Annotated in this window: 13 protein-coding genes; 5 read left to right on the top strand and 8 right to left on the bottom strand. The window is 70.6% G+C overall.

Annotated features, from left to right (window positions below):
- The first annotated feature begins 102 nt into the window (after positions 1–102).
- A complete protein-coding gene (locus SJY06_RS21875) occupies positions 103–1,098 on the top strand; it encodes a type I phosphomannose isomerase catalytic subunit (RefSeq protein ID WP_380169641.1) in 996 nt (331 codons plus the stop codon).
- Between the two features lie 717 nt (positions 1,099–1,815).
- Here SJY06_RS21875 and SJY06_RS21870 read toward each other — a convergent pair.
- The 7 genes from SJY06_RS21870 to SJY06_RS21840 all read right to left on the bottom strand — a co-directional run bounded on the left by SJY06_RS21870 (position 1,816) and on the right by SJY06_RS21840 (position 9,722).
- Positions 1,816–2,289: a DUF4913 domain-containing protein gene (locus SJY06_RS21870; protein WP_380169640.1), complete on the bottom strand. Its 474-nt coding sequence runs from the start codon at positions 2,287–2,289 to the stop codon at positions 1,816–1,818.
- Positions 2,289–4,058 (bottom strand): type IV secretory system conjugative DNA transfer family protein, encoded by a 1,770-nt coding sequence (locus SJY06_RS21865; protein WP_380169639.1) that lies wholly within the window; start codon positions 4,056–4,058, stop codon positions 2,289–2,291. Before SJY06_RS21865 ends, SJY06_RS21870 begins: the two co-directional genes overlap by 1 nt.
- On the bottom strand, positions 4,055–5,674 hold the full coding sequence (locus tag SJY06_RS21860) for a hypothetical protein (protein ID WP_380169638.1): 1,620 nt from the start codon (positions 5,672–5,674) through the stop codon (positions 4,055–4,057). Before SJY06_RS21860 ends, SJY06_RS21865 begins: the two co-directional genes overlap by 4 nt.
- Positions 5,675–5,814: 140 nt before the next feature.
- The gene (locus SJY06_RS21855) at positions 5,815–7,347 is read right to left on the bottom strand and encodes an SCO6880 family protein (protein ID WP_380169637.1); all 1,533 of its coding nucleotides are present in this window, start codon (positions 7,345–7,347) and stop codon (positions 5,815–5,817) included.
- The gene (locus tag SJY06_RS21850; RefSeq protein WP_380169636.1) at positions 7,347–8,642 is read right to left on the bottom strand and encodes a hypothetical protein; all 1,296 of its coding nucleotides are present in this window, start codon (positions 8,640–8,642) and stop codon (positions 7,347–7,349) included. The genes SJY06_RS21855 and SJY06_RS21850 overlap by 1 nt, the downstream gene beginning before the upstream one ends.
- Positions 8,639–9,433, bottom strand: coding sequence for a hypothetical protein (locus SJY06_RS21845; protein ID WP_380169635.1), 795 nt, complete (start codon positions 9,431–9,433; stop codon positions 8,639–8,641). Before SJY06_RS21845 ends, SJY06_RS21850 begins: the two co-directional genes overlap by 4 nt.
- Before the next feature lie 19 nt (positions 9,434–9,452).
- Positions 9,453–9,722, bottom strand: coding sequence for a hypothetical protein (locus tag SJY06_RS21840; RefSeq protein ID WP_380169634.1), 270 nt, complete (start codon positions 9,720–9,722; stop codon positions 9,453–9,455).
- 142 nt (positions 9,723–9,864) lie between these two features.
- On the opposite strand from SJY06_RS21840, the gene SJY06_RS21835 reads away from it, so the two are divergent.
- From SJY06_RS21835 to SJY06_RS21820, 4 genes are all read left to right on the top strand, one after another.
- Complete coding sequence (locus tag SJY06_RS21835) at positions 9,865–10,083, top strand: helix-turn-helix domain-containing protein (protein WP_380169633.1); 219 nt, start codon at positions 9,865–9,867, stop codon at positions 10,081–10,083.
- A gap of 110 nt (positions 10,084–10,193) precedes the next feature.
- Entirely contained in the window at positions 10,194–10,655 is a 462-nt protein-coding gene (locus SJY06_RS21830; protein WP_380169632.1) for a hypothetical protein, read from the top strand.
- Positions 10,652–11,656, top strand: coding sequence for a M23 family metallopeptidase (locus tag SJY06_RS21825; RefSeq protein ID WP_380169631.1), 1,005 nt, complete (start codon positions 10,652–10,654; stop codon positions 11,654–11,656). Before SJY06_RS21830 ends, SJY06_RS21825 begins: the two co-directional genes overlap by 4 nt.
- A gap of 214 nt (positions 11,657–11,870) precedes the next feature.
- Positions 11,871–12,305 (top strand): hypothetical protein, encoded by a 435-nt coding sequence (locus SJY06_RS21820; RefSeq protein ID WP_380169630.1) that lies wholly within the window; start codon positions 11,871–11,873, stop codon positions 12,303–12,305.
- A gap of 198 nt (positions 12,306–12,503) precedes the next feature.
- Here the strand turns inward: SJY06_RS21820 and SJY06_RS21815 are convergent, their stop codons facing one another.
- On the bottom strand, positions 12,504–13,829 hold the full coding sequence (locus SJY06_RS21815) for a hypothetical protein (protein ID WP_380169629.1): 1,326 nt from the start codon (positions 13,827–13,829) through the stop codon (positions 12,504–12,506).
- Between the last annotated feature and the right edge of the window lie 330 nt (positions 13,830–14,159).

Below are 14,159 nucleotides of genomic sequence, written 5' to 3'. Positions count from 1 at the left end.
GCTCATAGACCGACAGCGACGCGCGACCGCTCGCCCCCGCACGGACGCCGTCCGTGCGAGGGCGAGCCGTGCATCCCGGCCCAACCGTGAGGACTTCGCACCATGACAACCTCCCTCGGTCCCCTCGTCCTGACCCCTCGTCTCGTGCCGAAGCCCTGGGGTGGACGTCGGCTTGCTGCCCTCGGCCGTGACCTCCCCGCCGACGTGCCCGTCGGTGAGTCCTGGGACGTGGCCGACCTGGACGTGTCGACGACCTCCGTGCCCGACCCCGTCACGCGTGTGGCCCACGGGCCGCACGCTGGGCGCACCCTCGCGGAGCTGATCTCCACCCACGGTTCGCAGCTGCTTGGCACCACCCCACCGGCACCCGGTGGACGGTTCCCCCTGCTGCTCAAGCACTTGGATGCCCGGCAGGACCTGTCGGTGCAGGTGCACCCGTCGCAGCGCGTCCTGCATCGGTTGCCCGGCGCCCACCTCAAGACGGAGTCCTGGGTGGTCATCGCCGCCAAACCGGGCGCGGGGCTGATGCTCGGCGTCGCCAGTGGCGTGACGGCGGAGGACGTCGACCGTGCGTTCGGCACGACCAAGGTGGTCCCCCTGCTGCGTCGGGTCCCCGCAAGAGTCGGCGACGTCCACCACGTACCCGCGGGCCTGCTCCACGCCCTGGGGGCGGGCGTTGTGGTCGCCGAGCCGCAAACCCCCTCCGACACCACCTACCGCATCTACGACTGGGCCCACGAGTACGGGCGGGCGCCGCGCCCACTGCACCGACAGGAGGCCATGCTTTGCCTGCGGGCGGAGTGGGCGGTCAACGTCGACCCACCACCCAGCCGTGCCGGCGACGGGCTGCTGGTGGGTACCGAGCACTACCGCATCAGCCGCCGGACCACGAGCGAGGGTGAGGTCGACGTCCACGAACGTCCGGGCCCCCGCGTCGTGGTCGTCGTCGGGGGCCGGCTAGACCTGGACGGCCTGCCCCGGCCGATGACTGCCGGAGGGATCGCCGTGCTGCCGGCCACCTGGCAAGGGGTCCTTCGCGCCAGCGGGCACACAACCTGGCTGGACGTCGACATAGGCGGTTTCGTCGGCGGTCTATAACGCACGGCACACGGTGGGCCAGGGGCAGCAGGCAGCTCCTGGCATGGGCGGGCCGGTCGACGATCGGCGTTACCCCCCCGGGGTCCCTGAAGACCTGACCCCGCCGAGCCCCCGGTGCCTCACCCGAAATACACCGACCTGGACCAGCTGGCCCTGGACGCGTTCGTCGTCGGCGACGAGGAGCTGGCTACGGCACCGACCGGCGGAAGCTCTCGTGCTGATTTTGGCGCACACCTGGACATCGGGCAGGCGACTCGGTCCGCGTCACCGGGACGATCCTCAGCCTCGACGCAGAATCCATCGAGGAGGTCTACGACGTCGAGGTCGACACCGACGCCTACGCTCCCTACCTCAACCAACTTGTCGTTATCGCCGAGTTGAGAGTCCGTCTCGGCTGCGCGCTGATATCTGGGTGGTTCCGCGGGCGGGGTGACTGCCCGCTCACAGTTCACAGGCGCTTACGCGCGGAGGGTCAAGCGGGCCGGCGGTTGCCACGGCGAAGGCCAAGGACCAGGTACCGAACACCCCCGAGCACGAAGCTGGCCCCGCACACGAACAAGGCCCAGGGAAGGAGGGCCTTCAGACCGAGCATGGTCAGGGCGCTCGGTACGAGGGCGATCAGCAAGACCGCCGCCATCAACGCGAAGATCGCGTTGGGACTTGGGTGGTTGCACCTCACGGTCACGCTCCGGTCCTAGGTGGCTTGTGGCAAGCGGGTCACTGGAACAGCCCCGGTGGGGCGGATGACACCGGCAGTGCGGTGGCGCGTGGTTGGTGTCCTCGGTCGCTGCCGCAGCCCTTGAAGGGGCCGTCTGGTGCGAGGAGGGCGGGCATGTGGTGGTCGGCGTGGTCGCGCCACCAGATGCTCATGCCGGTGGCGGGGTCTAGACGGAGGTGCTCCCAGGCCCGCCAGAGAGACTCGAGGCGGTTGATCGCCTCGGCGTGACGCCACCACTCGGCGCACCACACCCGGTGGTTGCCTTCTAGCGATCGGCGGTACGTCGGGGCCAGGAACTCATGCACGAAGACGTCGACGTTCGGGAAGTACGGCTCCTGTGCCTCCTCGCCGGTGCCCTCGTGAGTGCCCGTCGGGTCGTCCTCGAGGTCGACGTCGTCCCACTCGTCGTCCGGGAGCTCGACCGCGCCGACGGCGTCGACGTCGTCGACGTTGAGGTCAGGGGTCGTCGGCATCAGCTGCTCGCCTGGAGGTGGGCGCGTTCGGCCGGGTCGTGCGCGGCGATCGACGCCCGGACCTCGGCGGCGTGGGGTCCGCTCATCCAGGGCTGGGTCTTGATGAGGGTGGGGGCGACGCCGGAGGCGATGAGCAGGGCGCGGCCGCGGGGTAGGGAGCCGAGGTCGGAGACGTCGAGGACACGTTCGCGGCGGACGGAGCGGCTGGTGGACCGTCCGCCCTTGCCGTAGGAGGTGGAGACCTGGTGGACGTCGTACTCCCCGATCAGCTGGGACAGCTCGGAGAGGAACTCGACCTCGCTGACGCCCCCGCCGTAGACCTTGACGTTGGCGGAGGACCAGAGCTTGCGCATGCCGTCGCGGCCCCACACCTCGACCCCTTGGGACCAGGACTGCAGAATCGTCATCATCACGATCCCCCGGGAGCCGTAGTGGCTGTAGAGGTTGGGCAGCTCGCGCCACCTGCAGACGTTGGCGGCCTCGTCCAGGACCGCGACCAGCGGCACCGCGAGGCGTCCGCCGGCGGAGCGGATGGCCAGCTGCTCGGCGGCCTCGGTCACCGCCACGGTGAGCGCGGTGACTAGGGGGCCGGCGGAGCCGCGGCCTTCCTTGGACAGCGAGTACAGCGTGCCGGAGGTCCGCACGAACTCCTCCGGCGAGAACTGGGTCCTGGCCCGTGCGCTCAGTGCCCCGCTGAGGTCCGCACCGGCAAGGCTGCAGGCGTCGTCGGTGACCCAGGCCATGGCTTGGCGGTTGGTCATGAACGAGGCCTGCTGCTGGGCGGTGCCGTAGACCCCGGCCCGCTGCTTGTCGGGCGCGTTCACGACACCGGAGACCGCCGCGGCGGGTAGCGGGTAGCCGGCCTCGCGGAGCAGGACGACGGGCTCGTCGTCGGTGGGGTCGGTCAGCCACAGGTAGACCTGCGTCAGCGGCCGGCAGGCGACCGCGGCCGCCAGGAGCAGGCCGGCCATGAGCTCACGGGCCGCGGCGTCGAAGTACGCGTCGGTCCGGGCGCCGGGGTCGCGGGAGGCGGTGGCGAACAGGTCGGCCAGGATCGAGGCCTTCACCTCGTCGGTGACGTACGTCAGGGGGTTCCACCACCAGGTCGGCTGCTCCTCGGCGATGCCCTGGGGGTCGAACACCCACACCGGCCCTTGCTCGGCGCGAGGATCACGGGTGGCGTCGACCAGGTCCCGCTTGTTCGACGTGGCCAGCACCGCGCCGGGCGCGGCGAGGACGGCGGGGATCGCGCGGGCGGTCGTCTTGCCGGTCCGGGGGCCCCAGATGTCCACGGCGTTGTCCTCCCAGGAGGAGAAGAGCGGCTGTCCGGTCAGGGACTCCCCCAGCGGCAGCCCGGGCGAGCCCGCGACGCCCAACCGGGCCGCGGTCGCCGTGGCGCCCTGTCGGCCCACGGGCCGTAGCGCGGAGCCCCGCGCGAGGTGCGGGGCGGCGCGGTCCACGGCCACCCGTCCGGTGCCGCGCCGCCACCACAGCAGCGCCCCCACCGCCACCAACACCACTATTAGGGTCACCAGGCCGCCCGCGACCCACGTCGCGGCTGGGGTCCAGGGGATCGTTCCGCCCAGGACGCCGAACACGACGCTGAACGGGTTGCGCGGTAGCTCCACCCCGGTGTCGTCGAGACGGTGCCCAAGGTGGGCGGCACCGGCCATCACCCCGGTGAGCAGGCCCGCGCCGAGGACGCCGACCCACAGCAGGGCCGTCTCGCCTGCGTAGGCGGTGGAGGACCGCTTCGTCGAGGCGCTCACGGTGTCACCTCCGGCGACAGCCGAACCGGGGTCTGGACCGAGGTGGGCTCGGCGTCCTGCTCGTCCAGGGACTGCGCGAGCTGGTCGCCGGCGGCGAGGTCGATGGTCTCCGGGGACACGATGGGGTTGTCGACGGCGTCCAGGTCGATGCGCCCGGCCCCGCCGGCGACGTCGACGTCGACGTCGAGGGCGTCGCCGATGACGTCGGCAGGGTCGATGTCGTGCCACTTCTTGTTGGTGTCGTTCAGGTCGCCCTCCACCGAGGTCAGGGCGACCTGGACGGGGATGCCGGGTCGACCGCCGACCTTGATGAGGAACTTGCCCTGCCCGGGCGGGGCGCCGGCGTCACCGAGGGTGGAGTCCCACGCCGGCGGGGTGGTCCAGCTCGTGACCAGGTTCCGCTCCGCACGGGACATGCCAACCGCGGAGGTCAGCATGGGGATCTCCGCGGCGGGCAGGCCGCCGCAGATGACCATGCCGGCGCGTTCGACGAACCCGCGGGCCTTCATCCGGTCCTCCTCGGTCGGTAGGGCGAGGAGGTCGCTCATGGTGTGGGAGACCATCGCCATGCCCACGCCGCGCTGTCGGTTGAGGCGGGTGAGGGCGTCGACCCGGTCGACGATGCCCCGCCCGGCGCGCAGCGCCCGCCACAGCTCGTCGAGGACGACGAAGTAGTGCCGCCTGGGCTCAAGGCCGGCCTCGGCGAGGGCGTTGGCGACGTTGATGGTCCCGAAGCCGGTCGACCAGCACGCGAGCAGGATCGCGGCCTGCAGGTCGGTCTCCCCGTCCCCGATCGCGGACACGTCGAACGCGACGGGGCGGTCGCGGCGCATCGGGTTGGTGGTCTGCTCGGAGAACACCCGCCCGAACCGGCCCCCCTCCACCAGCGCCACCAGCGACGCCTCCAGGCCCTCGGTGATCGCGCGGTAGCGGTCGATGTCACCACGGTCGAGGGCGACCTGCCGGACGTCCTCCGGCGCGGAACGGATGACCCCGATCAGGTCGCTCAGCACCGGCACCCGGACTGCGCCGCTGTCGGTGACGCCGCGGTCGTGGCGGTCGTCGAGGACGCGCAGGGCTCGGTCGAGGATGGCCTCCTCCCGGTCGGTGGGTGGTGCGGCGCGGGCGATGGTCAGCAGGGCGCTCACGATGGTGAGGCGGCGCCCGTGGGCGTCGGCGAGGACCTCGGAGCGGGCCTTGCCGGTGAGGCGGCGGGCGGCGGCGGTGGACTCGCCGGGGTCGAGGACGTTCAGGTGCCCGCGGCCGCGGCCCAGGGGCAGGACGTCACCGCCCATGGCGGTGACCAGGTCCAGGTAGTCGGGCTTGAGGTCCCCGAGGATGAAGGGGTGCACGCCGTACCCGGCGAGGCCGAGGGCCATCCGCCGGACCACGGTTGACTTGCCGAGGCCGGGCAGGCCGAGGATGAACGCCGACGGGTTGGCGATGAGGTTGGCCCGGCGGAACCAGGAGATCGGGTCGCACCCGACGGTGGCGCCGCTGATGAGGTTCTGCCCCAGCGGCACCCCCACGATCGGTGACCCGGTCCCGGCCGCGAAGGGGTAGAGCCCGCACACCTGCACGGTCGTGCCGCGGAACTCCGGCGCGGGGTCGACCATCGCGGCCCGACCCAGACCGCGACCGCTCCACCCCCGCGGCCCAGGCCGCCGCCCCGCCGACGCCTTCCGAGGCCTCGTCACCGGGCCGCTCTGGTTGGTGCTGCGCGCGTCGTTCTGGCTCGAGGTGGCGGTGCGGCGGTTCACAGGGCACCCCGGATGGCCGAGGGGAGGGCGGAGTGCGACGGGAGCATGAGGCCGAGCGGGAGGGTGCCGGTGAACGCGACGTCCTGCGAGCCGTACATGGGCCGCAGCTGCAGCCGCGAGGACGCGGCGAGCATGTCGATCGCGGACACCGCGTCGGGCAGCCGGTCCTCGCTGGCCACGGTCGCGGTGACCATGACCGCGAAGTCCAGCAGCCCCGCGCCGAGGGCTTCCTCGGCGGCCGTGGCTGCGGCGGAGCGCTGCTCGTTGATGGCCCGGGCGGTGGGTCGGTCGCTGACGGTGGCGCGGAAGTCTGCGGCCCGCTTGTCCATGTCGACGACCCGCGCGGCCCGGGCCGGGTCGAGGGGGCGGAACAGCATGGTGACGCGCTTGCGGTCGATGTCGGCGTGGGGGTTCAGCAGGCCGTGCAGGACGGAGCTGAACACCTCCCCGCGCGGTGCGGCGGTCATGCCCCACGTCGTGGACACGGCGCTGTCGTGGCGGTAGGTCGACCAGCCGGCCTCGGCCGCCACGGGTCCGACGTCGCCCCAGCGCAGCTCGGGGACCTGGCCCTGCTGGCGGGCCTCGTCCAGGGTCAGCGCCACGGCCGGGTCGTAGGCGACGCGGACGAACTCGCACAGCTCTTGCGCCGCGACCGGCCGCGCGCCACCGGCACCGGTGGCCATCAGCCCCTGCGACAGGGTCGTCAGACGGGAGGCGAGGTCGCGGCCGACCTCGGCCGGGGTGCGCCGTCGGGCGCCGGGGCGGGTGGCCGCGGAGAACGTCAGCGACACCCACGCGCGGATCGTGGCCGAGCCCTCTGGGTAGCGGGCCACGACCTCCGACAGCATCGCCAAGGCGACCGCGGGGGCGTCGGGGTGGACCTGCAGCTCGACCTCCTGCTTGAGCCGGGCCCCGGAGTCCGGGGCGGTCTCCACCGTGACCGACGCCCCGACCAGGCCGGGCTCCGAGGACAGCGACGCCAACCAGGCGCCCCACTGGGCCACCCACTGGTCGACCTGTTCGGGGTCGACCAGCGACGCGCCGTCCGGCTCCGTGGCGAAGATGACGGAGTAGTGGCCCGTCGAGGGCACCCGCAGCAGCGCGAACGGTCGGCCCCACGAGTCGGTCCACTCGCTGAGCTCCGACGCCGCGAGCAGGCCCGGCAGCTGGTGGGTGCCCCACGGCACGTGAGACACCGGACCCGACCGGTACAGGTGCAGCCCGCGCCGGCGCGCGAGGGCCCAGGTGAGCCACTTGCCGACCCGCTCGGCGGTGGTGGTCTGGTGGCGGTCCTTGAACGCCAGCAGCCCCAGCACCACCCCGAAACCGACGACGGTGGGGATCGCGGCCCGGTACCCGCCGACGAACCAGGCGACGATGAGGGAGACCAGGCCGAGGAACAGGATTGTCGTGCCGAGCGAGCCCATGCCCAGCAGGCCGGGCGTGGCTGGCTTGCGCCAGTTGCCGTAGGTCCGCTGCCGTCGTGCCTGCTGCTCATACGTCTGAAAGCTCTGGTCGACCGTGCTCATCAGGACCCCTCCCCCGTGCTTCGTGTCGCCGCGCCAGTCGCGGCCTTCTGTGTTGCCTGTGCGGCCATGGCGCCGGCTGCGACTGCGGCGCCGACGCCCGTGGCTGCCGCGCCGGCGGTGGCGGCGGTCCCTGCGCCCGCGCCCGCTCCTGCGCCCGCTGCGCTGCCGCCTGCGGCGCGTGTGCCGGTGGCCGCCGCGCCGGTGCCGCCGGTCTGGGACGGGACCTGCGCCGCCCCGGACGATCCGCCGCTGCTAGGTCCGCCGGTGCTCGACGCACCTGCAGGACCACGCCCGCCTGACGACCCCGAGGAGCCGTTGCGGCCTGAGCGCGCGAACGCCGCCCCCGTGGGGACTGCTGCTGCGGCGGCCATCCCGGCCCCACCCCCGCCGGAGCCGGACATCACGGCCACTGCGGGGGTGACGAAGCGCATCAGGGCGGGCAGCGCGAGGATTGCCAGCACCATCATCGTGACGCCGACCAGGACGTCGAGGACGCCGCTGCCGTCGCTGCCGGCGAACAGGTCCGCCCCGGCGAGGCGGAACGCCGTCGCGTAGACGATCGCCGCGGCGGGCTTGTAGAGGATGAACGCGATCAGCCACGCGCAGCAGCGGCGGAACCAGGTCCGCCCGGTCTCGGTCGTGGTGAACGACGCCGCCAGCGGGAAGATCCCGGCCAGGATCACCAGCATCCCCGAGCGCACGATCATCAGCACGATCTGCACGAACGAAGAGATCAACGCCACCAGACCCAGCAGAATCACGATCAGCACCGGCTGCTGGGCTCCTCCGGCAGGGTTCGTCACCAGCGGGGCGAGGATCAGCGCCCCGAGGTTCTCCCCGAAGTTCGTCCCCACCGTCGAGCGGTCGATGATCCACTCCGCGAAGCGGTCCGCCGCCTCCACCGCCAGCGCCACCACCGCCAGCCCCGCACCGGACACCGCGGTAAGGGTCATCAGCGACCGCAGGACGTCCTTGCCGGGCTCCGCCCGCATCGTCCACGCCATCCGCGCGCCACCCACCATCACCGACAGCACTGCCGCGGCGGCCATGTACCACCACAGCGAGCCCTGGATGAAGGCCACCGCGTCGGACGGGTTGCTGCCCGACGTCGTCAGGTTCGGGGTGCCGACGTCCACCCACACCGTCGCCAGGTTCGTCAGCACCGACCCGACCGCATCCCCCACGGCCTTGGCCAGGGCCTCCAGCCCGTTGCCGACGACGCCTGCCAGAGCGTCTGAGGTGCGGCACCCGATCTCCCAGACCTCGCACCCTTGGTCGGGGGTAGGCGTCGTCATGTACCGCTCCAGGGCACGTACCCCGCAAGGCTGGGCAGGGTCTGGACGCCGGAGAAGGGTGCTCCCTCGGGGGTGTGGACGATGCGCCAGTCGCTGTCCTCCCACCGGAGCGTGAAGGCAGAGTGCACGTAGCCGGTCTGGCCGTCAGAGACGCCAAGGATTGCTAGATCGATCACGGTCTCGTCTTCCGTGAAGGAGAGGAACTGAAAGCCCGCGAGCTGGACCTGAGCGGCGGTGTCGTCGGCGGGCACGGGCGACCCGTCGGCCGGCAGCTGCGCAAGGGCTGCGTCGCGGCCCGGACCATCGGCGCCCAGCTCTTCGGCGAGCAAGCGCGGGGCGTCCGGCAGCGTCGTCGTGGCCAGGGCGTTCACAGCGGCGTACAGGGCGCCGATCGGGTTCCTGGCGAAGCACGAGCGGACCGGATCGGTCACGGCCGGGCCGTAGACGTCCGGTGACGTCGGAGCGACCACCCGGCCGACGAGTTCCCACTGCGTGTCCGTCGGCGGAACCACCGGCACCGTCTGATCCCCAGCGGGTAGCGCGCACTCTGCGGCCGCCGGCGCCTGTGCCGGCGTAGACGAGGTGCTGGGAGAAGTCGTTGTGGTGTTTCCGCCTGCGCCCGGCTCCGGATCACGCGAAGGCACGATGGCCAGGAGTAGACCGATCGCGAGGACCACCAGCAGGAACACGCCAGCAACCACGAGGCCGCGGCGTCCGGGCGGCGGCACCTGGTTCTCGTCGCCGCGGGCGGTGGAGTCCTCGGGTGCGCTCATGGTGATGGTCCCCTTCATCAGCGTGTCCCCCGGTCTCTCAGACCAGGGCGCCGACGAAGCCGGATGCCGCGCCGACGATCACGCAGCCTGCCAACACCGTCCCGAGCTTGCCCATGTGCTCGCCGCCCTCACCACGGCGGCTCGAGATGATCATCGCCAGTCCGGCGAAGATCACCCCGGCCACGCAGACCGCCAGGGCAACCCACGAGACCCAGTTGAGGATCGTGAGGAATTGCGCGGATCCCGGGGGGGCTCCGGGGGTGGGGACCGGCACGAGAGGTACGAGTCGCTGGGTCAGTGTCGTCATGGGGAGTGCCTCTCAGGTCTGAGGATGGCGGCTGGGGATATCTGTCGGACCACGTAGACAGTAGGAGCCTTTGTGCACCACAGTCTACGAACGACACCGCCGTTCTCGTCCCAAGTGCGGGCCTATCCACAGGGGGCTTCTGGTGCAACACATCCGCACGTTGCTCAGCGCGCTACCCCTTCGCCTTTCCGTAGAACAGGTCGCAGACCTGCTTGGCGTACGCGAGCCGACCATCTATCGGTGGTTGCGTAGCGGGGAGCTCCCGGCATATAAGGTCGGGGCGACCTGGGTGATCCTGCGCGACGAGGTCTGCGAAGCCCTCGAGCAACGGCACAACCAGGCAGCGGGGGAGCGCCGGTGACCGCGCGGTCAGTGACGGCGCCAAGGCGGAGGTGGACGCCGGCGCTGGCTACGGCCGGGCTGGCCCTAGCTCTGTCCGGTTGCTCGGGTTCGTCCACCTCGGTGGACGGGGTGTCGAACCTCTTGACGGTGGAACGCTCGCTCGGCGCGGGCCCGATCCCCGCAGACCACGCGGACGTCGGTCACGACGACATCCTCGTGACGCCGGGACCCGCCCCCACCTGGGATGAGGCAGCCCTGATCGCGGCCGCCAGCAGCGCCCGGGACGCGGTGGCTGCGTTCACGTCTGACGCTGATGACGCCGTCTGGTGGACCACGGTGTCGCCGCTGCTGTCACCCACCGCCCAGCAGGCGTACGTGGCCACAGATCCCGCCGAGGTGCCGGGCAGCACCGTCCTTGACGTATCGACGGTGCTGGACGCGGGTAGTGCCTACCTCGCGCGCGTGCTCGTTCCCACCGACGCCGGCGACTACGAGGTGCTGCTCTCCCGCACCGAGTCGGACGCCCCGTGGTTGGTCGAGCGGTTCGGCCTCCCTGCGTCCGTTCGGGCCGCCTTAGAAGTCGCCCCGTGAGAGGCCTCATCGGCGGGATGAGCGCGGCTGTGCTCTTGTTCGGCAGCTGTGTCACTGGCGTCGCACTTCAGCCGCCGCCGGCGAGTGCCGAGTGCGGAGCGCCGGTGGTGTTGGACGGTGCGGGTCTGCCGGTCGGCGAAGTCGCCGGCTACGACGCCGAGCAGCTGAGCAACGCAGCCGCAATCATCAACGCTGGCGGCGCACTCGGCGTACCGGCCCGTGCTCAGCTCATCGCGGTCATGACGGCGATGGGTGAGTCCGGTCTGCGGGTTCTGGACTACGGAGACGGCGTCGGTCCAGACAGCCGTGGCCTGTTCCAGCAGCGCGACAACGGCGCCTGGGGCTCGTACGCCGATCGCATGGACCCGACGACCTCGGCCACGAACTTCTACCGCGCCTTGCTGGCCATTGACGGCTGGGACAGCCTCGCCCCGACCCTCGCCGCACACAAGACTCAGCGCAACGCGGATCCCTATCACTACGAGCGCTACTGGCCGGCAGCCCTGGAGGTTGTCGCCGCCCTCGCCGGCACCACCAACGTCCCTGCGGCCGACGCTGCGTGTGTCACCGCGCCTCCAGCGGACCTCCCCGCCGCAGGGTGGGTGCGTCCAGCAGCAGGGCCCATAACCAGCCCGTATGGATGGCGAATTCACCCCATCACTGGGCTCCGCAAGCTCCACCGGGGCACAGACATCGGCGCCCCCTGCGGCGACCCGATCTACGCCGCTGGCCCAGGTGTCGTCGTTCGCGCGGGGCCCGCCGCCAACTACGGCACGCTCGTCGTCGTCGACCACGGTGGGGGAGTGCTAACCCGGTACGCGCACATGTGGAACGACGGGGTGCTCGCCACGGTGGGTGCCCCTGTCGCCGGAGGCGCGGTCATCGGGCTCGTTGGTAGCAATGGCGACAGCACCGGATGCCACCTCCACTTCGAGGTGGAAGGTGGCGGCGAGACCGTGGACCCCAACGTGGCCCTCTCGGCGATGGGCGTTGTCCTCTGAGCATCGAGCAAATGAATGCGTGAGCAGCCTTCGCCAACAAGCGTGCTGCCCAGGGAGCCTCGTCGAACGACGCCACCTTCGTCGTAGCAACCCGTCCAGGTGCCGACTCTGACGGGGAACCACCGCTACTAGCCTGTCGGCACACTCAACCCGCTCGTTCGCCAGGTCCGATGGTGCGGAGGGCGGGGAGACCAGCTCAGGAGGGCGATACGGCTTGGACGACGACGGTGCACAGCCGACGCTCGCTGAAAGGCTCGACCGCCTGTTCAGTGTCCGGGGCAGTCTGACCGGGCGAGAGCCCACCTACCGTCAGGTAGCTACCGCGATCGCAGACGGCGGCGGCCCCACCGTCTCGCCGTCCTACATCTGGCAGCTGCGTTCGGGCCTGAAAGACAACCCCACCCTCAAGCACCTGGAGGCCCTGGCCGGGTACTTCGGGGTCGAGCCCGCCTACTTCTTCGACGCCGCAACCGCTGAGCGGGTCGAAGCGGATCACGCGCTCAGAGTCGCCATGGCCGACCCCGTCGTGCGGGGTGTCGCTCTAGCAGCGGCGGACCTCTCGCCCGAAAGTCTCGCCATGGTGAAGGCCGTCATTGAGAGAACCCGCGCCCTCGAGGTGCATACGGGTCGTGTGCAACACACCGAGTGACACCGAGAGGTTGAGCCGCGCGCGCCCCCCGCAGCCGACGGGGCCGGTAATGGGCCCGACATCCTGGGTGAACCCGAGCCGACCGCAAGCCATCGCCGAATCATGACGATTGTTTGGAAGGCGATCCTGCATCAGGCAGACGCTCGCCCCCGCCAACGATCAACTGTCGACGGACGGTTCGAGGGGCGGCGTGGGGCGTCAGCCGTCGGCCGACTTGGGCCAGATGCTCTCCCAGGTGTATCCCTTCCAAAGCTGGTCCAGCCGCTCCGTCTCGGCGCCCACCTTCTGCAACAGTCCGCGCCTGAGCAGTTGCGCACCGCTGAAGTACGCTGCGAACGTCTCATCGATGCCGGGTAGGGGCCTGGCGGCATGCTTAACGGCGATGTAGGTGTCGGCGAACATGGCGGGCCAGTCAAAAGTGGCACCGAGGTCCCAGGCGCTGTCACCCTTGACGTGGTCCACCACCCATTGGGCCCGCCCACGCGTGGTCATCGCGTCAGCCTTCCTTGGAGACATCCCCTCCTCCGTACATCCTTGGTAGGCGAAGGCCTCCATGGCAATGCCGACCTGCATTAACCTACCCTCGACCGATCCCGCCTCGTACAACACAGACACAAGTGGCCCCACCGTACGGGCGTACCGCTCCGCCACCTCGAACCATTTTGTCAGACCCGCCTCGCCACCGAGGTGGCGAAGGTACACAGCCCGCACGATCGACGGGTTGACCTCACGCGGCGGGGCGGAAGACCGGCGATAACGATCCGTGATGATTCGCCACCAGTGGGGTCCAAGGGGCTCCGAGTTGATGTTGCGCAACGGCCACTCGGGCCTTCTGACCTCGTGGGTCAAAAATTCACAGCCCTGCCAAAACGAGAGCGAAACCAGGTCCCGGACTGCTCCATGACGTGCCATGTGCGCTTCCCATGGCACCGCCTCCGCGAAGGTGGTGTGTACTACCGTGGTCTCAGTCGTGCCGTCCCCATCAGGTGCTGGCCGCCAGTGACCGGTTACCGCGAGGCTGGCGTTCCCCAACTTCACCTTCATCGGCTCGGGGATGACGAAGCGAATCGCCATCGATGTGATGAGGCCCTCGTCGTCCTGCTCGAAGTCCTTACTGGACACAAGCCAGCCCATAAAAGCGTGCAGCCCGCTGATGGAAGAGCGCATCTCGTGAGCTTGCTCCACCGCAGATTCGTTCAATTCGGTAACGCCGTTGAGCAAAGCGCCAACTCGCGCCGTGGCCAAGCCAGCCGCGCCAGGCGAACCCGGGCCGGTCGTCCGCGTGAGCCGGCAGTCCACGAGGGTGCACACGCCAAGGTTGTCGACGAAACCCAGCGTCGCCGGCATCCTCCACTCCTTGAACCACTCGTGCGTCCAGGATGCTTCGCCCTCAAACTGCATCTGAAGGAGGAACCGACGCTCGTCGAGCGAGGTGAGGGTCGCTGGAATATACGGGGTGCCCTCTACGCCGTCGATCAGGTATCCGACGCGGCGCTCGAACAGACGCGCATCAAAGTTGTCCACTCAGCCTCCTGGCCCTTGGTCAACACACTACGCAAGACGTCCCAGCGGTGGGCCCGCTTCACGGTCTGGTGAAGTCGTGGCTGCTCGACCGGACGGAGGCCCCTCAGCCGACCCCCAGCTGACAGGCCCGGCTGGCGGCCCGGCATCCGCCTGTCGCCGGCGTCTGGCCGTCCCACAACGGATCCTCAACGGACGTCATCGGACCCAGGTTCCTGGCCCACCCGTCGGCCAGTGCGGTTGCCGGAGAAGCGCGGTCTGCCGCCGCTGGACGTGCACGGGCGGCGGGCCTCGATTCGAGCCCACGAGTCCCAAGACTTCGACGGGGTTAAC

The sequence above is a fragment of the Jannaschia sp. R86511 genome (assembly GCF_042466345.1).
In the GTDB taxonomy this organism is placed as follows: Bacteria; Actinomycetota; Actinomycetes; order Actinomycetales; family JBBAYJ01; genus Aquipuribacter.
Note: the sequence above shows the minus strand (reverse complement) of the source record. Positions and strands in the feature narration are given on the sequence as shown.